The sequence below is a fragment of the Haemophilus paraphrohaemolyticus genome (assembly GCF_002015045.1).
Lineage (GTDB): Bacteria > Pseudomonadota > Gammaproteobacteria > Enterobacterales > Pasteurellaceae > Haemophilus_A > Haemophilus_A paraphrohaemolyticus.
In genome coordinates, this window is record NZ_MUXX01000005.1 from 67,297 (window position 1) to 91,617 (window position 24,321).

The following is a 24,321-nucleotide window of genomic DNA, read 5'->3' on the forward strand; positions in this document are numbered from 1 at the left end:
TTTATTTTGACGCAATATTGTTACTGATTTTGAGTTAACGCACAATTTCCACTTTTAAATAAAGAGTTATTTTACTTTGCTATTAACCCAAAATTTCTAAAAATCTGGCCGCACTTTGATCTGTCCCCCAAAAGTTGGACAGGTTCGTTAACTTAAATATTGAGCTCGGTATTGCACTGGGCTCAATCCTTTTAAACCAAGTTTAATTCGGTTTTGGTTGTAATACACTAAATATTCTTCAATTTCAGCCTGTAATTCAGCAATTGAATGATAAGCATGGTCTTGCTTCAATCTTTCAATGATTTTTCTTTTTTCTGTCGTTGTTTTTGACGGTCGAGCACCTCCAACTCCTTTAGATAAGCAATCTCCGCACGAGCCAAGGCGAGCTCTCGTTGTAACTTTTTAAACGCTTTAGGTGAAAAGTCTGTGGTTTCTGGAATTTCAATGTCTTTCTTTTTTATCTTTGGCTTCACTATTTTAGATGTTTGAAGGTTTGTATGAGGCGATTTTACGCCATCAAGCCCTCTTTCCCGAAATACTTTTAGCCAATAAATGACGAGAGCGTGGGAAATTTTATGAAGTTTAGCCACCTCACGGATACCATAATCCTGTTCGGTGACGAGTTTGATAATTTTCAAACGAAATTGATAAGAGTAGGACATAATCTGCACCTCAAATTAAGTGTCCAGGTTTTTGGGGGCAGATCAAAGTGCGGTCAAAATTCGTTGTGATTTTTGACCGCTTTTTTGTTAAGAAAATATCAGTATCTAAATGCTATTTATGCGCCATATCTGGCTAGCATATTTAGATAGCATATGAGCCCTTTTCTCTATATTACGAACATCCCAACTATCATTAATAGTATCAAGTGAAGTTAAGAGTTCAGATACTTGTTGAAATTTACTTTGCTTATACAATACTTTTTTCTCATTAAAACTTTTATTCTCTGCATCTTTATTCAAGGATTTTTCCAATAACATCATATTTCCAACATGATAGATATATTTCTCTCTATCACTAGCATCTATACTAGACCAAGTATCATTTGGATTCTGAGGTAAAATATGTTCTATTGTTATAGAGTCATCATTGATATCCGACCTAATTCTACTTTTTTCTTTTTCTATCTCTGAATAAATATATCTTGCAATTTTATTATTCTTTGAATCTCTAGTAATAATTACTTTATTTTCAAATAGTGATGAAAATTGCTTATCTGAAAGATAATAATCTTTTAATGCTCTAGCTACATCAAGAGCATTCTTTAATTTCCCAGATTCTATATTTTGAGCAGTAGTAAAATATACTTTTTCAGGATCTCCTAAGGGTTGGTTACCAATTACTGTATATCTAAAGACAATAATTGATAAATAGGATAATGTTTTCTGGAATTCTTGTTCAGTTAATTTTCTCTTAGCTGACATAACCAATGGATAGTGCTGTTTTATTCTGAATAATTTTAATAATTTAGATGAATCTATCTCTGATTTATTAGAACTAGACAATAACTCTTGCTCTGGCGAAACACATAGTAAATAAGCATCTAAGTTTTGATCCATATCACTAATTAGTTTAAAAGTATCTTCTCTAGATTTTATTTTATTCCTAATTGTTTTAAATAAATTCATATGTCTAACAAAATCATACTTACTTAACCAAAACACCCTTAAATAATCAGATATATTATTATTACCCAATCTATTCAAGATTCTATTCCATTTTTCTTCCAACTCTTCAACTTCAGAGCTAGAATCTTCAATATTTGGATTATCCACAATCGAAAAAAGATAATTTTTTAATAAATCTGTTGAAGAAAGTTTTACCCCTCTAGCATTTAGCGTTTCAAATACTTTATATGCATTTAGCTCATTAGTTACAGTAATTACCGTAAAAAACAAATTATCAACAATACTTTCAACAAATCTTGCAATCTCCGCTCCTTTATTCGGCTTAGATTTAATATGAAAATCGAGTTTATCATAAAAAAAAGTAAATGATTTTCTTAGACGATGCTCACTTTCATTGAAACCTCTTTTCGGTAAATCGTCAATTAAAGGGACGATATAATCCTTGTAGTATCTATCATTATGCCTATTTAATACTAATTTATTTTTATTTATTAATGTGACACTATCTTGATAACCAATAAATCTAGTTCGTATACTATCAAGTCTATTTTTATTATCATCAGAGTCTATATTATCTTCTATTAATCTTTTAAGCATTTTCATTGCCGCCAATATTATTAGAGATAAAGTTGTGATTCTTTGTTGCCCATCGATAACATTAAAGGTGTTTTTACCTACTGATTGCAAAACCAAATATCCCATATAATGAGCCTCATCCTCTCTCAGAGATGTATCAATATCTTCCCATAACTCGCTCCATTCATCATTTCCCCAACTATAATCACGTTGAAATTTTGGTATTTTAAAAACCACTCTATCAGAAATAAGTTTACTAAATGAATTATTTTCAGTATTGAAATTTGTAATAGACATATTTTACCTTTATTGAATTAATAATTACCTAGATGTTTTCTTGCATTTCTAAAAACCAACACCCAAACAACATTTGTAGACAATTTTGATACCATAAATTTTACTAAACGCGTGCTATTCATATTCTTATCATCACGACAATTAATATATGATTATTATTCAACTGCTTCTTTTTGTATCTTAGGAAAAAGACTTGCCATTTATCTCAGCAAGCCTTTTAAATAAACTAATTAAGCAAATTGCTTTTTATTCTCTAAATAACGTTTCTCACATTCTGCTGCAGCAACTAAGCCGCCTGCCATCATAATAATATCTTTAATCACGAGTCGGCCAGCACCTGAGAGATATGGGAAGCCATAATTAGGTGTTGGGAAGTCCCCACCTAAATTCGGCCCCCAGGTTTCTGGCGTAAATATCAGGAACGACAGCGTGACTATCGACATACCAAACGTGAGTAAGCCTCCAAATAGTCCGAGTGTTGGAGACCAAATACCTGCTAATACTAAAATACCAATTGTCACAATGATTGCGCCAATAATATAAGAAGCGGTATAGGTGCCGTTGGCTTTATGCCATTCGATATTTTTTGCGACCATTTTGCCTTCAGGTTTTTATATAAGGTATATTCTTTCACTAAAACACCCTTATCATTTGTCACTTCATTTGCACCGTTTTTGTAAAGGAAGCTTAAGAAAGGACTATTTGACACAAAGTGTGCGATACCATCTGCCTCATATTGGCAAACTTTTAAGCCGCCAATCTAAACCATCACAACACAAATAGCAATGCGGATAAAGTTAATAAATTGACGTTGCAATGGCGCAACAATATTAGCTAGCAATGTAACTAAACTACTCATTAAGAACTCCTCATATAGTTCAATTGATATTACGGACAAAATATCCAAGAATTGTTCAGTATAAAAAAGAGATACTGACTCACCCAGTATCTCTTATTTTGTATTAATTTTCTGTGAGCAATTTCACATTATTTGAAATTCACTCTCGCATTTCTAAAAATTCGCATCCAAGCACCATCTTCAGACCAATTTTCTGGATACCATGAGTTGCTCACGGCACGGAATACACGTTCTGGGTGAGGCATCATCGCGGCAATACGGCCATCGACGTTAGAAATTGAATGCCTAATGCCGAACCATTTAGGTTGGCTGGATAGGTTTCAGTCACGTTTAAACGGCTGTCGATATATTGTGCAACAATCAAGTTTTGCGCTTGAAGTGCGGTCAAATTCTCAGGTGTTTTGAATTCTACGCATCCTTCGCCATGAGAAACGGCAATCAGCATATGTGAGCCCGCCATGCCTTTAAACCACAATGAGTTGGTGTCGGTGATTTTCACCATCGCGGCACGAGCTTCAAAGCGTTCTGACTTATTACGCACGAAACGTGGCCAATTTTCTGCACCAGGGATAATTTCCGCAAGAGTGGAGATAAATTGACAGCCGTTACATACGCCTAATGAAAGGGTGTTTTCATTGGCGAAGAATTGGCTGAATTGATCGCGTAATTGTGGGTTAAATAAAATGGATTTCGCCCAGCCACCACCTGCACCTAATACGTCACCATAAGAGAAACCACCACAAGCCACCATCGCATTGAAGTCGTTTAAGTTGTAACGGCCTGCCATTAAATCACTCATGTGAACATCAATCGCGGCAAAGCCTGCACGGTCAAAGGCCGCTGCCATTTCAACGTGGCTGTTTACACCTTGTTCCCGCAATACGGCTACTTTCGGTTTCACATACGGGTACCTTTGAGTTGTGTTTGAGGTAAAAATCGCGGGCTATTATAAAGGAAAAACACCAAAACGAAAACGTTTGCGTCAATCATTTTCAAATGATTTTCAGTGGGAGAAAGCATATAATCAGCAAGCAATTCAAAACAATCTGAAAACTAACCGCACTTTGGGGCGTCACTATGATCATCAACGACATCAATTTCAACGATCTCTATCAACAACATCTAAAATCCTGTAATCACTATAATCTTCCACCAACAAAGTGGGATAAAAAAGCCCCTAAAATGGCTGAGAATTTAGTGGGCAAACCAAGTCGTTATAATGAAACGTTACTCAAAGCCATGAATGTGCAACCCAATGAAACAGTGTTAGATATCGGCTGTGGCCCCGGCACGTTTGTGATTCCTTTAGCCCAACAATGCCAAGCTGTGTATGCCCTCGATTACAGCCAAGGCATGTTGGATATGGTGCAGCAATACAAAGAAAAGCATCAACTGAATAATATTACGCTTCTACATAAATCATGGTCGGATAACTGGGATGATGTGCCTCAAGCGGATGTTATACTCGCCTCTCGCTCAACGCTTGTGGATGATTTGGATGACATGATTGAAAAGCTGCAAAGTAAGGCAAAAAAACGCGTCTTTTTAACCTCGGTGACACAACGCCATTTTCTCGATGAAGGCGTATTTGAAGCCATTGGTCGTGATGATGTGGGCTTTCCGACTTATATTTATTTAGTCAATCATCTTTACCAAAAAGGTATTCACGCGAATGTGAGTTTTATTGAAACTGAATCAGGCTATTTCCAAGGTGAAACCTTTGAGGATTTATTAAATTCTGTGGAGTTTTCTCTCGGCAATCTAACCGAAAAAGAAAAACAAAATTTAGCTCACTTCTATCAACACAAACAAATAAACAATGAACCAATAAAACATGGACAACGCCAATGGGCATTGATTTGGTGGGAGGTTTAAGAAAAAGTGATCCGCCTAAATATTGAGCTCGGTATTGCACTGGGCTCAATCCTTTGAACCACTTTACCCTTTAACATCTTTACCCATTCCGCCGAGCCATACTATACACCTTGGTCGCTATGAATAATCGGGCATTCTGTCGGTTTAAGCCGACTAAGCCCTTATTCTAACCTCTTTTTTACCAATGAAAACTTCGGGCGTGTCGCAAAGTTATAGGCAATAATTTCTCGGTTAGCCAAATCCATCAACGGTGAAAAATAAAGCTTTTCTTGCCCAACATGAAATTCCGTTACATCCGTTCCCCATTTTTGATTGAGTGCCGTTGCTGTAAAATCACGATTCAGCAAATTCGGGGCAATATGCGATGTTTTTCCATGTTTTCCATGCCTTTTCTTGCGTAAAATGGAATGAATACCTAACTCGTTCATCAGCTTTAACACCTTTTATGATTCAAATGGCCCCCCCTTTGGCGTAGTTTAAACGCCATGGGGCGATAACCATCTCGTTTTCTGTTCTTTTTATACAGCGATAAAATAGCTTCTTTAGCTTCGTGATAATTTCGCTTAATCTCTTTATAGTAAAAGCTTGAGCGAGGCATTTTAGCCACACGAAGTAAATCATTGAAGTTTAGCCACCTCACGGATACCATAATCCTGTTCGGTGACGAGTTTGATAATTTTCAAACAAAATTGATAAGAGTAGGACATAATCTGCACCTCAAAATAGGTGTCCAGGTTTTGGGGTGCAGATCAAGCGGTGAAATTTGTAAAAGAAATTGCAAATTTCACCGCTTGTTGTTTCAAAAGGGAGCTAAAAATCTTTCTCTACTGACACAAACCACTCGCTACTTTCTCTGGAATAGAACGCAGGAATATTGCTATCAATTTTACGGTAGCGATAATTCAACTTCGGCACAAAACCTTGCCATTGCAAACGGTTATGCCACACCGACACATTCAAGCTATATTCTTTATCTTGACGTTTTTTGGTTGGAAAATAAAAATTCTCCGCACGAAAATCTCGCTTCACATAACGTAAGCTAACACGGCTGACAAACTCTTTAATCTCCCACACCGAACCAATATTCACCCCACGGCGAAGAGAAGATTCTGCTTTATCTTTACTATGATCAACACTGCCTTCCACACCACTAAAAAGCAACCAATTCGGCTTGGCTTGATAGCTTAACGAAAGTGAAACACCGTTTAAGTAACCATTATGACGGCGAGCCACGCTTTCTTGTGCATAGCGTTTTTGCGTATGCGAAAAAGATCCTGACATTGCCCAGTAAGCAGTCAATTCTCGACGAAAATCTGCAACTGCACCAAAATTTTTGCTATAACATGGTGAGCCGAGCCAATTCTGTTCAAAAAATGGGGAAAATCCGACTGCTTGCAATGCAGAACGGTATCGATAACCGAGCGAGGCATACAGCGATTTTTCGCTATAATCTTGGTTATCCCAATAATGCACCCCACCAAAACGACCATTTGCTGTAACAAAATGATTGCCGGATATGTTCAATTCACGGTTTACACCCACACTGTAGCGAAAACCGTGTGCCTTTTGCGGCAAGGAGTCCGCATCTTTTTTAAATCTCAATCCTCCCAATATAATATCTTGCTGAGAAGAGGCGTTGTTTATGTTATCGGTTTGGGTATATTGTAGCTCCATATCAGGCTGCCAGCTTTGCCGCTCCGCCATTGCTTGCATATAACGTTCGGTAAGCTGCTGCATTTGTGGTGAAAGTTCGGGCTTAGCACGTTCTAACTCTGCTTTCGCCTGGCGATATTGCTTGTTTTCAAACAACATCACACCCAAATCAAAACGCGGATAAGCTAACTCTGGCTTCTCGGCTAAAATCTGCTGATAAAGCGAAATTACCTGTGGGTATTCTTTTTCTGCCCGCAACATCGCCCCCATTGCGTAACGATAAAGCGTTTCATCATAATTCGCCTGCTGTTGATACAACGGCAGTAGCTGCTTCAACAAATGCCATTGTTGCTTTACTACACCATTGTTAATCAACTTCTCGAGCTTGGTTTTGGTGCTATCTGCATCAGAAAGGGCAAATGAAGATGTGGGTACACTCTCTGCTTTAGACTGCGTTTTTATTTGCGGCTCTGCCTGTTTTGGCAAAACGTTGTTCTCAAAGAATACAGGTTGAGGTGCGTGAAAGGTTTCTGCTTGTGTTGCAAGCGGTAGAATAATAAGGAAATTTGCGAGTTTTTTCATGATATTACAGATGAGAAAAGAAATGATGAATTATAGGTTTGCAATTAAAAATGAACCATATACTTGCTGTTATGATAAGTTACCTTGTTGGGGTATGATGAAAAATAAATGCCGTTTAAATCCACTTCAAACGGCATTTTCTTGTAGGGGTAAATCGCATTTGCTCTAAAACATCGGTGGAATATCAGAGCGAATGTAATTCTCCCCTACAGAAAGGTTATTTTTGAATTTCACCGCGGGTGCCACCTAAACCAAACTCAAATTTATTATGATCGTTTTTTGTTGTTCCAGCTGTTTTTCTCTTTTCTTCCATAGAGAAAGTTGCTAAACCAGAAACTTCTTCTGCATTAGGACCAAAGAATCCTAATTGATAGTGACCATCAACTAAATGATTATAAGATGATTCTGCTTTTCCTTCTACGCCAATAATATTATTACCTTTTAAATTAATACGCTTAATATCTGCTTCTTGTAAGGTTAATTTTCCTGAGCCGCCCATTTCAGTTAATCTACCTTGACCTTTTTTAATATTAAAATTTACGTTATATATAAATGTTGCGGTAGCTCCATTAAAAAATCCTTGCCCCATATAGGTGGCTTTTCCATTCGTTGGAATATTTTTCTCCTCGGTTGCTAAACCTGCAACATCCACATCATAAGCATACCATTCAGGTGTTAAATCAACATCATTTTGAATATTCTCACTTTCAGTATTTGCAATAACAATAGAGTAGGGTTGATTATAAATATATGTTCCTCCAGAAAATTTAGTTAATTTACCATCTTGAGATATGCTTTGTTTGCTACGATCAATATATCCGATTTCATTATTGCCTAAGTGATAAGGAAGTGCCTGCCCTATTTTTGTTTCTTTTATTGATTGTGCTTTTAATAATCCTGCTTGGTATTCCTCGGCTTTACGGGCTTCTTCAGCTTTGCGAGCTTCTTCAGCTTTACGAGCCTCTTCAGCTTTACGAGTTTCTTCGGCTTTACGAGCCTCTTCAGCTTTACGGGCTTCTTCAGCTTTGCGAGCTTCTTCGGCTTTACGAGCTTCTTCGGCTTTACGGGCTTCTTCAGCCTTGCGGGCTTCTTCAGCTTTGCGAGCTTCTTCGGCTTTACGAGCTTCTTCAGCTTTACGAGCCTCTTCAGCTTTACGAGCTTCTTCAGCTTTCTTAGCATCAGTTACTTGCTGACGATTTTGTTCATTTTGAGCGGTTGGTTGATTGGTGTTTAGTGTGCTTGAATTGCCACCACTACTTCCACAGCCTGTTAATACAGCTAAAAGTGCTGTTGCAATAGTTACATTTTTTAATTTCATAGGAACCTCAATAAATAAAAGTAGGAGAAAAAATCCAAAAGAATTATAATTTTGGTCGAAATTATGTACAATCAACCAACAATTACAGCCAGTTACCGAATTAAGGTAGCTATTTACCTTGAGAGAGCAGTGTATGAAAATCAATGAGAAAATCCGTCAATTACGCGAACAACACCAGTTATCGCAAGAAAATATGGCGGATAAATTAGGAATGTCGGTAACGGGTTATGGAAAAATTGAGCGAGGTGAAGTGCGTTCAAATCTATCTCGTTTAGAACAAATCTCTGAAGTATTTGATATGGATATTTGTGAGTTGCTCTCTGTGGGGGAAACTGAAAAAGTTTATTTTAATAATTCTTCATACGAATCAACAAATTCAAATAATTCAAATCATTTTTTATTTGCAGTTGGAAATGATAATTTAGAAAAAGCGATTCAACAATTACAATTAATATTAAGCCATAAAGATGAATTATTAGCACAAAAAGATAAAATTATAAAAGGGTTAGAAAGAGAAATCGAGTTACTCAAAAAATTACAAAAATAATATTCACAAGCGGTGAAATTTGTAAAAGACATTGCAAATTTCACCGTTTATTTCTTTTATTTCATCAAATGTGCGATCAACATATAAGTCGCAATTACTAGCAAAATAATGCCGAGCAGTTTTTTTACTAAAGCGGGCGAGAGTTTGTCGCGGATTTTCATTGAGAAGAAGCTGGTAATGAATGCACAGAACACCACAATCAGCACTACAGAAAAGTTGATGTAGCCCACTTGCCAACCGAAATGAAATGGCGGGGTTTTAGTAAGATAGCCATACAAACTGCCGAGTCCGCCAATCACCATCATATAGTTGGTGTAAGGGGCGATTTGATGCGGTTTTACGCTTTTGAGCTGCCCGATAAGCGGTGCCATAATCGAACCGCCGCCAATGCCCGTCATTCCTGCAATAAATCCGCCGAAGGTGCAAAGTCCGATGCCTTTTGCGGTTTCATTTGCATTTTGACTGCCGTTTTCGACCGCTTGTTTGCTCATTAAGGTGCGAATTGCAAGGGCGGAAAGCGTAATGACAAAAACGCTGATAATCACAATGTCAGGCACGTAAAAACTCACTTCAAACCCGAGCTGTACGCCAATCATCATTCCTACCGACCAAATCAACATCGCTTTGTAGTTTATTTCTACTTTTTGACGATAGAAATAGACGAGGTTAATCATCGAAGAGCCCATTACGATGGTCAGTGAGGTAGCTGCGACCATTTGCAATGGAAATTCGGGAAAGAGAGTGTAAAGAATAGGTACCATCAATACGCCACCGCCAATGCCGAAAATGGCAGACATAATGTTGGTGATAATGCCACAACCTATCAGAATTAAAATTAAGGTGATGCTCATCATCTGATCCTTTTGCCTTTTGTAATTTGTCGCTGATTATAATGAGAACAAAAAAGGAAAATATGATCACGCTCATAAACCATCCAATAAAATACATAAAAATGAAGTTTTGTTTCGAATTTGTGATCAGACTCACACTGCGAATATGACAAGCATCATAAACTAATCGAAAACATTGCAGTAATCTAACCATAATTTTAGATGTTTCCTAAAGGAGGAACGTATGTGGCTAACGATTTCTAGTTTTATCATCGTCACTGCATTAGTTGCGTATATTTCATGGCTCAAAACTAAAGGGGATGACCTTTCTACTTCAAAAGGCTATTTCCTTGCAGGACGTGGCTTAGGCGGCTTGGTAATTGGTTGCTCAATGGTATTAACCTCGCTTTCCACCGAACAGCTTATCGGTGTGAATGCGGTTTCTTATAAAGGTAACTTCTCGGTAATTGCATGGACAGTGCCAACCGTGATTCCACTCTGCTTCTTGGCACTTTATATGTTGCCACGCTATTTGCGTAACGGTTACACCACCGTGCCAGAATTTTTTGAGAGCCGTTTCGACCGTCAAACCCGTTTGATTATGTCCACGCTGTTCTTGATTTTCTATCTTTTAATCGTAATTCCAACCGCACTTTACACAGGGGCGATTGCGTTTAACAAAATATTCAACCTTGAAACAGCGTTTGGCTTGAGCTACGGAGCGGCAATTACTTACACGGTGATTGCGATTGGCGTTGTCGGGGCAATTTATGCCATTTTCGGTGGTTTGAAAGCGGTAGCAGTGTCAGACACCATCAATGCAGTGATTTTGGTTATCGGTGCATTGCTCGTGCCATTCTTTGCATTGATGTATTTGGGCGATGGCAGCCTCTCTGAAGGCTTGCACACCATTACCACCACGCACATCGATAAATGGAATGCGATAGGTAGCGAAACGGATGCAACGCCGTGGCCAACCATCTTCACAGGGATTATGGTAGTTCACTTCTTCTATTGGACAACAAACCAAGCGATCGTACAACGTTGTTTAGGGGCTAAAGATTTAAAATCAGGTCAAAAAGGGATTTTGATTGCGGCATTATTCTTGCTCACCTTGCCAGTGATCTTAAACTTACCAGGTTTACTCAGCTTCCACATTTTGGGCGATAGCGTAAATCCAATTGATGCCTCTTACCCATTACTCGTGAACAAAGTGTTACCAACTTGGTTACAAGGCTTCTTCATTGCAGCATTGTTCGGTGCGATTTTAAGTACTTTCAACTCATTCTTAAACTCTGCTGCAACCATTTACTGTAAAGACTTATTGCCTTCCATCAGCAAAAAAGTGCGGTCAGAAGAAGAGTTAATTGCTTACGCGAAAAAGGTCTCCACCATTATGGCGATTGTTACCATGATTTTCGCACCGCTCTTGATGTTCGGAACAGATGGTATCTTCTTAATCACTAAACGTTTCGCAGGCTTTGTGAACATTCCAATCGTGGCATTATTTGCGGTCGGCTTATTCAACAAAACCGTCTCTGGCTTAGCTGCACGTATCGCCTTGCTTGCTCACGTTATTTTATACTTCTGCATAGTTTGGGTGTTCCAAGTTAAACTTAACTTCGTGTATGTAATGGGTGGCTTGTTCGTGTTCGATGTGGTGTTAATGCTCGTGTTAGGCATCTTCTTAAAACGCGAACCTTATGTGGAAAACACCGTCAACAAAGGCGATGTGGACTTAACCAACTGGAAATACATCAAAGTAACTTCCATCTCATTAATCCTTGGTTTATTCGCACTTTACGCCTTCTTATCGCCAATTGGCTTGGCATCAGAAGCGGGCAATCCAAGTATGGTGTTAAGCGTATATGCCGTGTTACAAGTGATTGTATGGTTTGTGTTTAAACCGAAAGCGGAATAATCGTAGGGTGTGTGGATTATTTGCAATCCACGCCCATTTTTAACCGCTTGCGTGCGTGAATTTTTCAAATTCACACACCCTACAGAGTAATGGAGATATTATGAACATTCTTTACATTCTTTTAGACCAAATCCGCAAAGATATGCTTGGGGCTTATGGTCATCAAATTGTGAAAACACCAAACATTGACCGTCTTGCCAAAGACGGTATTCGCTTTAATAACGCCTTTACACCCGCATCGGTTTGCGGCCCTGCACGTACCTCGCTCTTTACAGGCTTGATGCCTTCCACACACGGCATTATTCGTAACGGCGAAAAAGGCGGTACAGGCGAAATTTTGCAATCTGCACCAAACATCGGCAAATTGGAAGGCTACAACACCTATGTGGTGGGGAAATGGCACGTTGGCACCAAATCTGTGCCAGAAGATTACGGCATTCAAGGACATAATTTTGATGGCTATGGCTACCCAGGCAGCGGTGTGTATAAAAACCTTGTGTTTAATCAACCGCCAACACATTCCAACCGCTATAAAGAGTGGCTGGAAGAAAAAGGCTATGAGATTCCAGAGGTGAGTAATGCCTATTTTGGCGACAACCCACACTTACGCGTACAAGAGCTTTGCGGCTTGCTTTCTGGTACGAAAGAGCAAACTATCCCGTATTTCATCATTGATGAAGCGAAAAAATATATCGGGCAATCATTAGCAGAAGGCAAACCATTCTTTGCGTGGATCAACTTCTGGGGTCCACACACACCGTGCATTGTGCCAGAGCCTTATTACTCTATGTATAGCAAAGAAGATGTGGTGCTAGATGAAAGCTTTTTTAAACCGCTTGAAGGCAAGCCAAACCACTACCGCACCATTTCCAAAATGTGGGGGATGTGGGAGGCAAGCGAAGACCACTGGAAAGAGGTGATCACCAAATTCTGGGGCTACATTACCTTGATTGACGATGCGATTGGTGACCTTTTCGCTTTCCTTGAAGAAAAAGGCATTTACGACAGCAGCTTTATTGTTGCCACCGCTGACCACGGCGATGCGATGGGTGCTCATCGAATGATTGAAAAAGGCGAATTTATGTTCGACACCACCTACAACATTCCGATGATTATTAAAGACCCAAATTCTAATCGCAGCAATCAGCAAGATGATAACCTCGTCTATTTGCACGACTTGACCTCAACGGTGTATGATTTAGCCGAGCAACCTATTCCCACCGCCTTTGAAGGAGAGAGCATTTTACCGATTGTGCGCGAAAATCAAGACAACCAACGCAAAGGCGTGTTAGCTCAACTTGCAGGGCATTTTGTCTATTTCGAGCAACGAATGTGGCACCGCAAAGATTATAAATTGGTGTTCAGCCTCTGATGTGGGCGAGCTTTACGATGTGAAAAACGACCCTGCGGAAATGCACAATCTCTTCTACAAATCTGAATATCAAGCGGTTAAAAAAGAGATGTTGGAGGAAATGCACGCGGAAATGGTGCGGTTAAAAGACCCATTGGAGAATTGGGTTTATCGTATTATTAATGAAATTTAACGCATGGAGTATTTATGGAAAAAGACCCGATTAAACCTACCGAACTCAACCACTGCCAACTTACGGCATTACGCCTACTCACCAAAGGCACAACTGTTTATGAGCAAGGAGAAACCGCACACGGTTTTTACTATGTTTCCTCAGGTTTAATCGGGCTTTTTCACACTCTTGAAAATGGCAAAGAGAGCCTTGTTCGCCTCTATTCCCACGGCGATTATTTTGGCTTTCGTACCCTGTTTGACGAACGAGATCCACACTATCACTGCAACGCCAAAGTGCTTATTGAAGCGGAGTTAATTCGTATCACGCCTGAAGTGAGTTCCACTTTCTTCCAACATAACCCACAAATGAATTTGTATTTACTGCAAATTCTTGCCGATGAACTACGTGAAGCGGAGCAACGCTTAGCAAAAAATGCCTATCTCGGTACCCTTGATCGTATCATCGATAGCCTTGATTTTTTCACCCAGCACTTCCCAGATTATAACTGGACCTATCGTGAAATCGCTGAATATGCGGGCTGTGAAACCGAAACTGCTATTCGCATTGTAAAAGCCTTGGAACAAAAAGGGGCGTTTAAACGCCATAAAGCCAAATAGGAACGAAAATGACCGCACATTTCCACCTAATGGCAAAACCCAGCAGCTTCCACTGCAACATTCAATGTACATACTGCTTCTACTTGGAAAAAGAGGCGCAGTTTGGACATCACGCCCCATTTATGTCGAAAGAAACGCTCAAAAATTACGTTCAAAATTACATTGGTTCTCACGCAGGTAATCGGGTTGAATTCGCGTGGCAAGGGGGAGAGCCTACGCTTTTAGGCTTGGATTTCTACAAGCAAGCGGTCGAATTTCAGCAACAATTTGCCAATGGCAAGCAGATCACCAACGCTTTTCAAACCAACGGCATCGCTTTAAACCAACAATGGGCAGATTTTTTCCGTGAAAACCGCTTTCTTATTGGCTTATCCATCGACGGCTTAAGCGCTGTGCATAACCGCTACCGCATTTCAGGCAACGGCAACCCAACCTTTGAAAAAGTAACAAAAGCTTTAGAATTGCTGAAAAAAAACGAGGTAGAATTTAACACACTGACGGTGGTGAACGATCAGAATTGGCAGAAAGGGCGGGAAACTTACCAAGCTCTTAAACAGCTCGGCTCGCGTTATATGCAGTTTATCCCGATTGTAGAACTCCCCTCGAACACTTCAGAAGTCACCGATTTCTCCGTACCACCGCAAGGCTTTGGACAATTTCTGTTTGATGTATTTCAAGAGTGGCATTCATACGATGTCGGCAAAATTTATGTTTCCACCTTTGATAATTTGCTCGGGCAGTGGCTAGGCTACCCGTCCACTACTTGCGTACATCAACCCACTTGTGGCCAATCGTTAGTCACAGAAGCCAACGGTGATGTGTATGCCTGCGACCACTTTGTTTACCCCGAATATAAAATCGGCAACCTCAACCAACAATCGTTGGCAGAGATTGCCACTTCAACCAAGCAACAACAATTTGGCTTAGATAAAAACACCAAGCTCACGACGCTCTGCAAGCGGTGTGAATTTAAAAAACTTTGCAATGGCGGCTGCCCAAAACATCGGTTCATTCCAATAGAAAATGATCCGAATTTACACAATTACCTCTGCCCTTCGTACCGCTATTTTTTTGAGAAAACAATGCCGTATATGCAGGAAATGGCGAGAAGCATACGTTAAAAAAACAATATGATCATCTCACCGTTGTGGGGGCTAATATGATTAGACCTTACAAGAAATAATAAAAAGGATCCAAAAATGAACTTAGCTAATTCCCTTTACCTTATTCAACAAAACGAAATCCCAGTGCTTGAACTCGATCATCCCGTAGGAAAAGCCAGAATCGCTCTCCAAGGTGCACAATTGTTAAGTTGGCAACCTAGCCATGCAGAACATGATATTTTTTGGCTTAGCCCTATTGAGCCATTCAAACGAGGTGTCGCTATTCGTGGGGGCGTACCGATTTGCTATCCTTGGTTTGGCACCGCAAAACAGCCTGCCCACGGCGCAGCCCGCTTACAACTTTGGACACTTAGCGATTACGATATTCAGGATAAACAAGTCATATTAAATTTCTCAGTATTTAATGAGCATCAGATAATCCAAGCTCACATTCAAATGACATTCAGCGAAAAACTCCGACTTGAATTTACCCATTATGGTCAAGATCCTGCTCAAATTGCACTACATAGCTATTTCAATTTAAGTCAAATTGAGAATGTAGAAGTGCAAAACTTGCCAATGACTGCGTTCGATAAACTCACTGATCAACAAGTTAAATTGCCTACTACTCGTCAAATTCAACAAGGCGTGGATTGTATTTATCCTTATATTGGTAAAAACTCAATAATTTCCGACCGCTTGTGGGAGCGGAATATTGAGATCGACCACCAAAACGCCGACAGCATTGTGCTTTGGAACCCTTGGGACACTCCACCAAGTGCAATGCAACCGAACGATTACCAACATATGGTCTGTGTCGAAACCGCCCGACTAAATCAGTTACTCAGTTTTAAACAGCAATTGGCAGTGGAGATTTCTGTAGTGAAATAAAGACAAATCAAGAAATTATGGGGGTATTATCAGAACAAATGAATGATGAGGCGATGTTGTTGATATCTAGTCATTTTGAGCCTCATATAGAAAGGATTAAATTAAATACGTTAGTCATCATGTGATGAAAGTACAAGCGGTGTTTTTTGTAAAAAACTTGCAAATACCACCGCTTGTTTGCATCACTATGCACTCTCCACACTAAACGCCATCACATCACGAATATGCTCCGCGTCAAGTGCAATCATCACTAAGCGATCGACCCCCAGAGCCACGCCTGAGCAATTGGGCATTCCTGCTTCAAGGGAAGCAAGGAAGCGGGTATCTAACGCTTGTGGTGGCAACCCCATTTTTTCGCGTTCGGCATTATCCGCATTAAAACGGCGGATTTGTTCTTTGGCATCATCTAGCTCGTGGAAACCGTTGGCAAGCTCTAGACCTTTGTAATAGAACTCAAAACGTTCAGCTACGCGGTGATCTTCGCTACTCACTTGAGCCAGTGCCGCTTGAGAGGATGGGAAGTGATAGACTGCCGTTGGACGATCTTTGCCGATGTTAGCCTCTACCACCTCGCTAAAGAGGAACTGCAGCAACGTATCACGATTTTCGTCTTCTTCGCATTGCAAGCCGTATTTGCGGGCTTTTTCAACCAATTGAGCTTTGGTGGCAGAAAGAGGATCTAACCCAACATAAGTCTGGAACACGAATTGATAGCTGAAAGACTCGGCGGGTTCACAGTCTAAAATTTCTTGCAATAAATCATCCACTTCATTGATTAAGCGGTACATATCAAAATACGGTCTATACCATTCCAGCATCGTAAATTCAGGATTGTGCCGTTTGCCCGTTTCTTCATTGCGGAATACCTTACAAAGCTGATAAATTGCTCCTGAACCTGCTGCGAGCAGACGTTTCATATGATATTCGGGACTGGTCATTAAATAGAGCGGTTTGGCTTCGTGTTCAAAAGGCGAAAGGAATTGAGTTTGAAAAGTCGATAGATGAACATCGGTGACCGAAAATTCACTCAAAACAGGGGTTTCGACTTCTAACACACCTCGATCTGCAAAGAACTGGCGGATATTTTTCATTATCTTCGCACGTTTGAGCAAGTTTTCAATCGGAGCGGTTGGTTGCCATTTTACTTGGCTTAAATCGGTGGGAGTCATTGTTTTCTAAGTTGTTTTCTAAAATTGGCTTAGAGTAAACCAGTGAGCTTTGTATTTCAAGCGAGAAAATGCACCACTTGTAAAACAAAACCACCCGAAAGTGGTTTTAGAAAAATGAAATTATTTAGCTTTCTTCTGCTTTAACGCCTGCCAAATATAATAAATATTCGCACCCGCCACGAGGGTATTTAAAAACGCCACTGGGTAAGTTGGGAGCAATAAGCCGTAAATCACAAAACCAATTGCCCCGAAGGTGTTGATGGTGCGTAGTATTACCACATCTTTCATAAAAAACGAGCTGGCAACAAGAATAGACGCCACGTAGCCCAAAATTTCAATCATTTCCATTTTCTGTCCTATTTGATTGAGTAAAAATTCAAAGTATGCGTATTCTACACGCTCTTTTCTTGTTTGTCGGTAAGTGTTTGAAAAGCAAAGGTTTGCGTGAAAAAAATTTACAAAAAAGCCCTGCAAATTTTCCATTTGCAAGGCTATTCGTATTTTTAACCGCTTGTAATAATCATATTTGCGATAAGAATTCTATACTTTTCAGTTGCTTGCCAATTTTTTTAAACAACAGCTGAATCGTCTCCGCTCGGTGTCCTAGCACGCGCACCATCAAACCACTTTCATTCAGCAGCGAAATGCCAAGCAGAAGATCTTTCTCATCGGCAAATTGATGCTGCAAGGCTTGTACCTGTTGTTTGATTTCCGCATTGCTTTTCGCCAAATTCAGATAAGTGAGCGAACCTTGATGAGAATAATTTTCCATCTGGCTCAAGGCGGTGAGGTTCATTTTCGATGGACACCATTGAATACAATCGCTGACAAGCGGTCGTTTTTTGCCGTCGTTTTGCAAAACATAAATCTTCAAATGGGAGGAAAACTGACGAAAGGTAAAACGTTCGCCATTCAACACTCGCCCAATTGCTACGATTTCACCATAAATCAGCTCGCTTTGTTCGCCCATTTCAATCTGGGTTTGCTGCTTGAAAGCGGAATCTTTATGCAACACCAGTGGATGCGGCAAATAGAACAAACAGCTGTTTTCCGCAAGCGAAATATGGGTTGTCTGCATCGCACTCTCGCCTTCATTCATCGCCTGCACCCGAGTAAATGCCTGCGTATTGAGCGAAAGAGCGGTCGATTTTGCCAATGAAATGTCAATCTCTAACACATCGCCCGCCAGCACACCAGGGGAGGAGGACATTTGCATCGCATTCAAGCCATTTGCCCACGCATCATCGTAACTTGGCAACGTTATCACTTTAAACGGTGGCGTCGCAAAGTATTCGGCTAGCTGGGTTTTGCCGTTGGAGGAAAGTTTGGTAGAAAAGGATAATTTGCTGTTCATAGACTAATCATTATTCCAAATGTATTTAATGGGTCTACTTTTCTTAATAAGGTGCTTCTCATCAACTAATCTTTGTAACCATTTTTTCATTTGGGAAGTAGAAATATCAAGCTCATCGGCTAACTCAATTTCTCTTTTGGCTGAATTTAATGTTGAATTACGAATTAATTCTTTTACAAAATTAAATAGTTTTTCATTTGCTTTCAGTGAAAATAATGGATTTGATTCAGCATTCAAAGGACTATTTTTATTTTCATGGTTTATTGAGCTAGTTAACTCATTTTGAGAATCTTCCTCATCACAATCTAACAAAGACATTTGAGATGCTTTATTCATTACATTATTTAAATTAAAAAGAGCCGAAAATTCTTGAATATTGCTTGGATTTTTCCATAGTAATGCACCTTTATTATTAAGTGCCTCCAGCCCTTTTGAAGCATTGCCAGTAGAACGAATATAAATTGGAATTTGTCGGTATTTATTTAATTGCTCTATTGCACCAGCCCAAGTTCCGCCTTTATTAAGATCAGAATTAACCACCAAAGCTATATCAGATAATGCATAAATATATTTATTTCGTTGCATCGCATGACCTGTATTAAATCCAGCTTTGGGATCACAAGCTGAAATAAGAACTAATTGCCCATTCCGCAAAAATTCACGATTACTCAGGCTTAAAGCTGCTTTTTCTAAATTATCGGCTAATACACCACAAGCCCAACCTTCTGAGCGTAAAGCTTTATACATAGCTGTGCTATCAACACCTTGAGCACCTCCTGAAATGATCATTCTACCTGCTTGTGTAGATAATTCAGCAATACTTTCAGTATAACTAATCAAATCATTATCTATTTGCCTGGAACCAACTATCGCTAATCCACCATAATTTAATAAATTAATATCTCCACAACCATATAGAATGGCTGGAGATTGCTCTTTTAAACGTGTTTTTAAACGATTAGGATAACCATCATCAGCACGGCTAACAACCCAGATACCTCGTGCTTGCCAATATTCTAATACTTGACTTAACAAAAAACCGCGATTTAATAATTGCATAACTCGATGTTTTTCTAGTTCTACATAATTATTTAAAATTTCATCTGCTTGATAAGATAATAAATCAGCAGGTTGTTTTTTTATGTTAACTAAATAAGCCATTAATTTATTGTATTCTGATGGTTTCAATAAATCATATTGCGGTACTTCACCTCCATTTAATAAAAGAGGTGCGGTTAATAATAATATAGCTTTTGTATTGTCCGAGATATTCATAATCATTCTGTATTACCAGTAGTTTGAGCAAGTGCAACAGGGAAAACAGCTCCACTTCCACCAATTTTTAATAAATAACTGCAAATTGTTAATGTCCAACGTGAATCCACCATATCATCAATAAGCAAAACAGAACCTTGATTAGGGGTATGCGTCAAACCCAATGCACCATCTAAGTTCTTAGCTTGTAAATTACTGTTTGCCATCGTTTTTTGTTCTGGTGTTTCTTTAACTTTGCTAATCACAGGGTCAAAAGGCAATCCTAATCGTTGAGCAACACGCTGTGCAAAATCTGGTACAAGTGTTGGATGTCGAAGTGAAGGAACACAGGTTACCCAAGTTGGCTGAGGTTGAAGGTTCCACTTTCTTATCATTTCGACAAAAGCAATGACTAATTCATTGGAAAATCGCCCATTATGATATTTCCCTTGTTTTACTAAACCGCCCCAGCCAGCATCTCCCCATATTGATAAAACGCGTCCTTCTTGTGCTTGATGGCATTCGGGAATACGCCCTTTAAAACCATAATGTTGAAGTCCACCTGCAGGAAACTGCTTACGTGCTTCAATCGGGAAATCTGTTCTTTGTAGGAAATCAATGGCTTCTTGAACCAATATTGGATTAACAGATTCTGACAATGGTGGAAGTTGTGGCGAAGCCACTTGTTTCACATCACCGTCTAATGCCTGAATTAAAAATTTCATATGTTGCTCAAAAGATAAACCAACATATTCTTTCATTTGTTGATGCTCTTGATAGCGTAACTGGGTTAAACGCTCCGCTCTTTGCCAAAAACTGGGACTCAAGGATGTAGAGGTTAATTGCCATTTGGTTCCTTGTTTCACCAATGGTGCAGGTGATTCTAGCGATAACAGTTTTAATACGTGTTCAATTTTTCTACAACTTAAATTCACTTGATTCATTAGTTCTGGAACAGACAAACCAAACGCTGAATTTTCTAACGCTGCTAAAATTGACTGCACTTCGTTTAGCTTAGGAAAAGCACTTTCGATAAAGAATGTACTAATTTCATCGTCCTCTATCCCATTCAACAATACACCATATGCATTCGCTAGATTCCGCCCCGCACGCCCGACTTGTTGATAATAAGCAACAATGGAATTAGGCATTTGATAATGGATAACAAAAGACAAATCGGGCTTATCATATCCCATTCCTAATGCCGTTGTTGCAACTAAGGCTTTGACTTCATTATTCAATAAGGCGTTTTCTAAGGTTTCTCTGTTACTTGATTCTCCTGTATAAGGCTCAACAATGAAACCTTTAAATTTTAGCCAATCAGCAACTTGTTTGGCATCACGCACTGTAAGTGTATAAATAATCCCGCTACCAGGTAATATTTGTAACTGCTCTGCCAACCAAGCTAATCGTTCGACTTGTCTTGGAATTGTAATGGTTTGCAAAGTTAAAGATGGGCGATTTAAATCACCGCGTAAAACTTGAATATTAGGTCCTAAAATCTGGACAAGATCATCCGTAACACGATTATTCGCTGTTGCGGTTGTGGCTAATACTCTTAAATTTGCTGGAAGATATTTAATTATGCGTTCAATAAGTCGATAATGTGGACGAAAATCGTGCCCCCAATCAGAAATACAATGTGCTTCATCAACAACCAATAAAGAAATATTTCCAGCAATATGGTTTAATACACTTTGAATAAAGACTGGATTAGCCAACCTTTCTGGGGAAATCAGTAAAATATCAATCTGATTGGAAACAATCTTTTGTGCTATAACATCCCAATCATTGGTATTATCAGAATTAATCGTTGCAGCTCTCACGCCCATTTTTTTAGCCGCAGCAATTTGGTTGCGCATTAAGGCTAAAAGTGGAGAAATTAATAAAGCAGGCCCTTTACCTTGCTCTCTCAGAATTTTTGTTGCAATAAAATACACAAAACTTTTCCCCCACCCTGTTTTTTGCACCACTAACTGGCGACGATGTCCCTCAATAATACGAGAAATAGCTTCTAGCTGTCCTTCCCTGAATTGAGCTTGTGAATTATCAGAACCAATACGGAGTAATTCAAGTGCACGATTGAAATCCATCATATTTATTCCTTTAAAAATATTTACCTACCATGAATGATACTTTATTGGTATGAATTTATCTTATTAAAGATTGAGGTTCTTCTACATTCTTCAACAATGCATATTTTTCAATCCAACCGATCACGCCGTCAAGATTTTCTTTTTTCATCAGGTTGGTGAAAATAAACGGCTGACCGTTACGCATACGACGAGCATCACGTTCCATGACGCTTAAATCAGCACCAACGAATGGAGCAAGATCAGTTTTATTAATGACTAGCAAATCTGAACGAGTGATACCCGGTCCGCCTTTGCGTGGGATTTTTTCCCCTTGAGCCACGTCAATCACGAAAATTGTCACGTCTGCCAAATCAGGGCTAAAAGTCGCTGAAAGGTTATCGCCACCTGATTCAATGAACACGATTTCCACATCAGGGAAACGAGCCACCATTTCATCAACCGCTTCCAAGTTCATTGACGCATCTTCACGGATTGCAGTATGCGGGCAGCCGCCTGTTTCCACGCCCATAATACGCTCTGGTGGAAGCAAACTGTTTTTTGTTAAAAATTCCGCATCTTCTTGGGTGTAAATATCGTTAGTAATTACTGCCACGCTATATTTACTCGCCATTTCGCGAGTGAGTTTTTCAATTAAGGCAGTTTTGCCCGCGCCAACAGGGCCAGCCACGCCAATTTTAATGTAGTTACGCATAATGTTCCTTTCGTTTTTGATGATCACAGAAAAAGCCCATAAGCACTTCTGTGATAGTAAAATCTCAATAAAAAATAACCGCACTTACGACATATAAAGTCGCGTATAAAGTACTTCGTGTTGCATTGCTCGAATGTCATTCGCCAGCGTTGCCGCACCAAGCCATTCTTCGTCGGGGTCAAGGCTTAATTCCACCGCTTGTACGAGCGAGCCACGCAAGTTAAACAAAATATCTTGCCCATCCATTTGGCTGAGAGGAATTAGCTTCACGCCGTTAGTGATTGCACCAACTGCTGCGTTGTAGTAAAACGCATAGAGTGTGTCGGCTTTGCTTAAACCCATGGCTTGAGCAACCATTGCAAACACTATCGGGAAATAGCCTTGCACGGTTTTATTTTGAATCGCTTGCTGAAATTGGCTCAACATTGGGTGTTGTTCATAGCGGATAAAAATTTTTAATAACCGCACGCCGAGTTTAAAACTGCCTTCGCGACTTTCTCGTGCAATTTTGGTCGCAGATAGCGAATGATCTAATTCGCACAAACGGTCAAAATCATTGGTAGCCATGGCTTCAAATGCGAGCGAAAGATAAGCGCCATCGTTATACACCCAGTTTTGCAAAAGCTGAGTTTGCACATATTCTTCTAGGCTTGGTTTCGTCGAAACAGCACCTTGTTGAACAAAGGTTTCTAAACCGTTTGAATGGTTAAAGCCCCCGATTGGTAAAGTGGGGTCAACTAAGTGCAACAACGCCCCCAAATCTGCAAGGCTTCGGTTTAATGTTGGTGCCAATTTCCATCTCCGTGATGATGATAACCGTGATGATCATGCGAATGACTGTGCGAATACCCGTGCCCTTGTGCAGAGTTCGCTCTCAACGCTTGGCTTAAACGGCGTTCTGCTTTTTGAGGATGAAATCCAGCTGCTTGTAACCATTCAAACATTGGCTTATCGTAAGGCAATGTAACTTCATCACCATCTAAAAATAGCGGTGAATGTTTGTTGCCGATTTCATAACACGCCCGTGCCATTTCAGGCAAGGTTTTCGGCGATAGCACAATCACGTCGCTCGGTAAAATTTCAATCGCAATCACTAATTCATCGCTGGTAAACACCACATCATCGTGCTTTAAACGTTGCCCCTCTTTGAGCAAACGAAAGGCGACTTCACGCCCCGTATTCGTCGTTTTACGCAGAATATTGCGCTCACTCTCATACCACTGCAATGCCACGCGTTCAATGGTTTGATGGGTAATTTTGCCTTCAGTTTGGAGGCTAACTAAGTCGCCTAAAATAGTATCCATAATAGGCAGAATGGGGGTGAGGATTTTCATTTTTGTATTACTTATTTTCTTCTCTAATTAAGGCTGCCAAATCTCCCCTCCCCCTCTTTGCTAAAGAGGGGATTTTCCTTATAAACTTGCTGTCATCTGACTAATTTATATTTGCCATATCAAAGTAAAACAATGATATAAAATCTCACTCGTTTTTGCCCCTCTTTAGCAAAGAGGGGGAGGGGAGGGTACAACCTGAT

Annotated in this window: 20 protein-coding genes and 5 pseudogenes; 7 read left to right on the plus strand and 18 right to left on the minus strand. The window is 39.7% G+C overall.

What is annotated here, in order from left to right:
• Positions 1-147: 147 nt before the first annotated feature.
• The 5 genes and pseudogenes from B0184_RS04205 to B0184_RS10380 form a co-directional block, all read right to left on the minus strand.
• Positions 148-273, minus strand: a pseudogene (locus B0184_RS04205) (IS3 family transposase); the annotation flags it as partial.
• A 14-nt stretch (positions 274-287) separates the two neighbouring features.
• Positions 288-662 (minus strand): transposase, encoded by a 375-nt coding sequence (locus B0184_RS04210; protein WP_078177612.1) that lies wholly within the window; start codon positions 660-662, stop codon positions 288-290.
• 105 nt (positions 663-767) lie between these two features.
• Positions 768-2,501, minus strand: a complete 1,734-nt coding sequence (locus tag B0184_RS04215) for a DUF262 domain-containing protein (RefSeq protein WP_005709159.1) — start codon at positions 2,499-2,501, stop codon at positions 768-770.
• Positions 2,502-2,731: 230 nt separating this feature from the next.
• Positions 2,732-3,360, minus strand: a pseudogene (locus tag B0184_RS04220) (YkgB family protein).
• A 128-nt stretch (positions 3,361-3,488) separates the two neighbouring features.
• Positions 3,489-4,261, minus strand: a pseudogene (locus tag B0184_RS10380) (phosphoribosylformylglycinamidine synthase subunit PurQ); the annotation flags it as partial.
• 176 nt (positions 4,262-4,437) lie between these two features.
• On the opposite strand from B0184_RS10380, the gene B0184_RS04235 reads away from it, so the two are divergent.
• A complete protein-coding gene (locus B0184_RS04235; protein ID WP_005709160.1) occupies positions 4,438-5,235 on the plus strand; it encodes a class I SAM-dependent methyltransferase in 798 nt (265 codons plus the stop codon).
• Positions 5,236-5,396: 161 nt separating this feature from the next.
• On the opposite strand, the gene B0184_RS10520 is transcribed toward B0184_RS04235, so the two are convergent.
• The 4 genes and pseudogenes from B0184_RS10520 to B0184_RS04260 all read right to left on the minus strand — a co-directional run bounded on the left by B0184_RS10520 (position 5,397) and on the right by B0184_RS04260 (position 8,788).
• A complete protein-coding gene (locus tag B0184_RS10520; protein ID WP_078177613.1) occupies positions 5,397-5,663 on the minus strand; it encodes a hypothetical protein in 267 nt (88 codons plus the stop codon).
• A 195-nt stretch (positions 5,664-5,858) separates the two neighbouring features.
• Positions 5,859-5,942: pseudogene (locus tag B0184_RS10645) on the minus strand (transposase); the annotation flags it as partial.
• Positions 5,943-6,045: 103 nt separating this feature from the next.
• Complete coding sequence (locus B0184_RS04255) at positions 6,046-7,470, minus strand: surface lipoprotein assembly modifier (protein WP_005708342.1); 1,425 nt, start codon at positions 7,468-7,470, stop codon at positions 6,046-6,048.
• Positions 7,471-7,687: 217 nt separating this feature from the next.
• Entirely contained in the window at positions 7,688-8,788 is a 1,101-nt protein-coding gene (locus B0184_RS04260) for a factor H binding protein domain-containing protein (RefSeq protein ID WP_078177615.1), read from the minus strand.
• A gap of 133 nt (positions 8,789-8,921) precedes the next feature.
• On the opposite strand from B0184_RS04260, the gene B0184_RS04265 reads away from it, so the two are divergent.
• Complete coding sequence (locus B0184_RS04265) at positions 8,922-9,335, plus strand: helix-turn-helix domain-containing protein (RefSeq protein ID WP_005708154.1); 414 nt, start codon at positions 8,922-8,924, stop codon at positions 9,333-9,335.
• Positions 9,336-9,391: 56 nt separating this feature from the next.
• Here B0184_RS04265 and B0184_RS04270 read toward each other — a convergent pair whose 3' ends face one another.
• Positions 9,392-10,186 carry a sulfite exporter TauE/SafE family protein gene (locus B0184_RS04270; RefSeq protein WP_005708161.1) on the minus strand — a complete coding sequence of 265 codons (795 nt, stop codon included), beginning with the start codon at positions 10,184-10,186 and terminating at the stop codon, positions 9,392-9,394.
• A 223-nt stretch (positions 10,187-10,409) separates the two neighbouring features.
• Between B0184_RS04270 and B0184_RS04275 the strand changes: the two genes are divergently transcribed.
• From B0184_RS04275 to B0184_RS04295, 5 genes and pseudogenes are all read left to right on the plus strand, one after another.
• A complete protein-coding gene (locus B0184_RS04275) occupies positions 10,410-12,086 on the plus strand; it encodes a solute:sodium symporter family transporter (protein ID WP_005708157.1) in 1,677 nt (558 codons plus the stop codon).
• A gap of 100 nt (positions 12,087-12,186) precedes the next feature.
• A pseudogene (locus B0184_RS04280) lies at positions 12,187-13,630 on the plus strand (sulfatase family protein).
• Positions 13,631-13,644: 14 nt separating this feature from the next.
• Complete coding sequence (locus B0184_RS04285; RefSeq protein WP_005708160.1) at positions 13,645-14,229, plus strand: Crp/Fnr family transcriptional regulator; 585 nt, start codon at positions 13,645-13,647, stop codon at positions 14,227-14,229.
• Between the two features lie 8 nt (positions 14,230-14,237).
• Positions 14,238-15,350, plus strand: coding sequence for an anaerobic sulfatase maturase (locus B0184_RS04290; RefSeq protein ID WP_005708166.1), 1,113 nt, complete (start codon positions 14,238-14,240; stop codon positions 15,348-15,350).
• 78 nt (positions 15,351-15,428) lie between these two features.
• Complete coding sequence (locus B0184_RS04295) at positions 15,429-16,223, plus strand: D-hexose-6-phosphate mutarotase (RefSeq protein WP_005708156.1); 795 nt, start codon at positions 15,429-15,431, stop codon at positions 16,221-16,223.
• Positions 16,224-16,408: 185 nt separating this feature from the next.
• Here the strand turns inward: B0184_RS04295 and epmA are convergent, their stop codons facing one another.
• The 8 genes from epmA to ureE form a co-directional block, all read right to left on the minus strand.
• On the minus strand, positions 16,409-17,392 hold the full coding sequence (gene epmA / locus B0184_RS04300; protein ID WP_005708153.1) for an elongation factor P--(R)-beta-lysine ligase: 984 nt from the start codon (positions 17,390-17,392) through the stop codon (positions 16,409-16,411).
• Between the two features lie 120 nt (positions 17,393-17,512).
• Complete coding sequence (locus tag B0184_RS04305) at positions 17,513-17,740, minus strand: hypothetical protein (protein ID WP_005708170.1); 228 nt, start codon at positions 17,738-17,740, stop codon at positions 17,513-17,515.
• Between the two features lie 172 nt (positions 17,741-17,912).
• Positions 17,913-18,746 (minus strand): urease accessory protein UreD, encoded by an 834-nt coding sequence (locus tag B0184_RS04310; RefSeq protein WP_005708164.1) that lies wholly within the window; start codon positions 18,744-18,746, stop codon positions 17,913-17,915.
• Positions 18,747-18,749: 3 nt separating this feature from the next.
• Positions 18,750-20,027 carry a DNA-processing protein DprA gene (locus B0184_RS04315; protein ID WP_039851139.1) on the minus strand — a complete coding sequence of 426 codons (1,278 nt, stop codon included), beginning with the start codon at positions 20,025-20,027 and terminating at the stop codon, positions 18,750-18,752.
• On the minus strand, positions 20,024-22,096 hold the full coding sequence (locus tag B0184_RS04320) for a RecQ family ATP-dependent DNA helicase (protein WP_232609926.1): 2,073 nt from the start codon (positions 22,094-22,096) through the stop codon (positions 20,024-20,026). The genes B0184_RS04315 and B0184_RS04320 overlap by 4 nt, the downstream gene beginning before the upstream one ends.
• A 55-nt stretch (positions 22,097-22,151) precedes the next feature.
• On the minus strand, positions 22,152-22,787 hold the full coding sequence (ureG, locus tag B0184_RS04325) for an urease accessory protein UreG (protein ID WP_005708158.1): 636 nt from the start codon (positions 22,785-22,787) through the stop codon (positions 22,152-22,154).
• Between the two features lie 84 nt (positions 22,788-22,871).
• On the minus strand, positions 22,872-23,579 hold the full coding sequence (locus B0184_RS04330) for an urease accessory protein UreF (RefSeq protein ID WP_005708155.1): 708 nt from the start codon (positions 23,577-23,579) through the stop codon (positions 22,872-22,874).
• Positions 23,564-24,121 carry an urease accessory protein UreE gene (gene ureE / locus B0184_RS04335; protein ID WP_005708165.1) on the minus strand — a complete coding sequence of 186 codons (558 nt, stop codon included), beginning with the start codon at positions 24,119-24,121 and terminating at the stop codon, positions 23,564-23,566. Before ureE ends, B0184_RS04330 begins: the two co-directional genes overlap by 16 nt.
• Positions 24,122-24,321 lie beyond the last annotated feature (200 nt).

Excerpts from the sequence above, each read along its gene's own strand:
- B0184_RS04210 (WP_078177612.1), bottom strand. The coding sequence starts at position 662 with ATGTCCTACTCTTATCAATTTCGTTTGAAAATTATCAAACTCGTCACC.
- B0184_RS04215 (WP_005709159.1), bottom strand. The coding sequence starts at position 2,501 with ATGTCTATTACAAATTTCAATACTGAAAATAATTCATTTAGTAAACTT.
- B0184_RS04235 (WP_005709160.1), top strand. The coding sequence starts at position 4,438 with ATGATCATCAACGACATCAATTTCAACGATCTCTATCAACAACATCTA.
- B0184_RS10520 (WP_078177613.1), bottom strand. The coding sequence starts at position 5,663 with ATGAACGAGTTAGGTATTCATTCCATTTTACGCAAGAAAAGGCATGGA.
- B0184_RS04255 (WP_005708342.1), bottom strand. The coding sequence starts at position 7,470 with ATGAAAAAACTCGCAAATTTCCTTATTATTCTACCGCTTGCAACACAA.
- B0184_RS04260 (WP_078177615.1), bottom strand. The coding sequence starts at position 8,788 with ATGAAATTAAAAAATGTAACTATTGCAACAGCACTTTTAGCTGTATTA.
- B0184_RS04265 (WP_005708154.1), top strand. The coding sequence starts at position 8,922 with ATGAAAATCAATGAGAAAATCCGTCAATTACGCGAACAACACCAGTTA.
- B0184_RS04270 (WP_005708161.1), bottom strand. The coding sequence starts at position 10,186 with ATGAGCATCACCTTAATTTTAATTCTGATAGGTTGTGGCATTATCACC.
- B0184_RS04275 (WP_005708157.1), top strand. The coding sequence starts at position 10,410 with ATGTGGCTAACGATTTCTAGTTTTATCATCGTCACTGCATTAGTTGCG.
- B0184_RS04285 (WP_005708160.1), top strand. The coding sequence starts at position 13,645 with ATGGAAAAAGACCCGATTAAACCTACCGAACTCAACCACTGCCAACTT.
- B0184_RS04290 (WP_005708166.1), top strand. The coding sequence starts at position 14,238 with ATGACCGCACATTTCCACCTAATGGCAAAACCCAGCAGCTTCCACTGC.
- B0184_RS04295 (WP_005708156.1), top strand. The coding sequence starts at position 15,429 with ATGAACTTAGCTAATTCCCTTTACCTTATTCAACAAAACGAAATCCCA.
- epmA (WP_005708153.1), bottom strand. The coding sequence starts at position 17,392 with ATGACTCCCACCGATTTAAGCCAAGTAAAATGGCAACCAACCGCTCCG.
- B0184_RS04305 (WP_005708170.1), bottom strand. The coding sequence starts at position 17,740 with ATGGAAATGATTGAAATTTTGGGCTACGTGGCGTCTATTCTTGTTGCC.
- B0184_RS04310 (WP_005708164.1), bottom strand. The coding sequence starts at position 18,746 with ATGAACAGCAAATTATCCTTTTCTACCAAACTTTCCTCCAACGGCAAA.
- B0184_RS04315 (WP_039851139.1), bottom strand. The coding sequence starts at position 20,027 with ATGATTATGAATATCTCGGACAATACAAAAGCTATATTATTATTAACC.
- B0184_RS04320 (WP_232609926.1), bottom strand. The coding sequence starts at position 22,096 with ATGATGGATTTCAATCGTGCACTTGAATTACTCCGTATTGGTTCTGAT.
- ureG (WP_005708158.1), bottom strand. The coding sequence starts at position 22,787 with ATGCGTAACTACATTAAAATTGGCGTGGCTGGCCCTGTTGGCGCGGGC.
- ureE (WP_005708165.1), bottom strand. The coding sequence starts at position 24,121 with ATGAAAATCCTCACCCCCATTCTGCCTATTATGGATACTATTTTAGGC.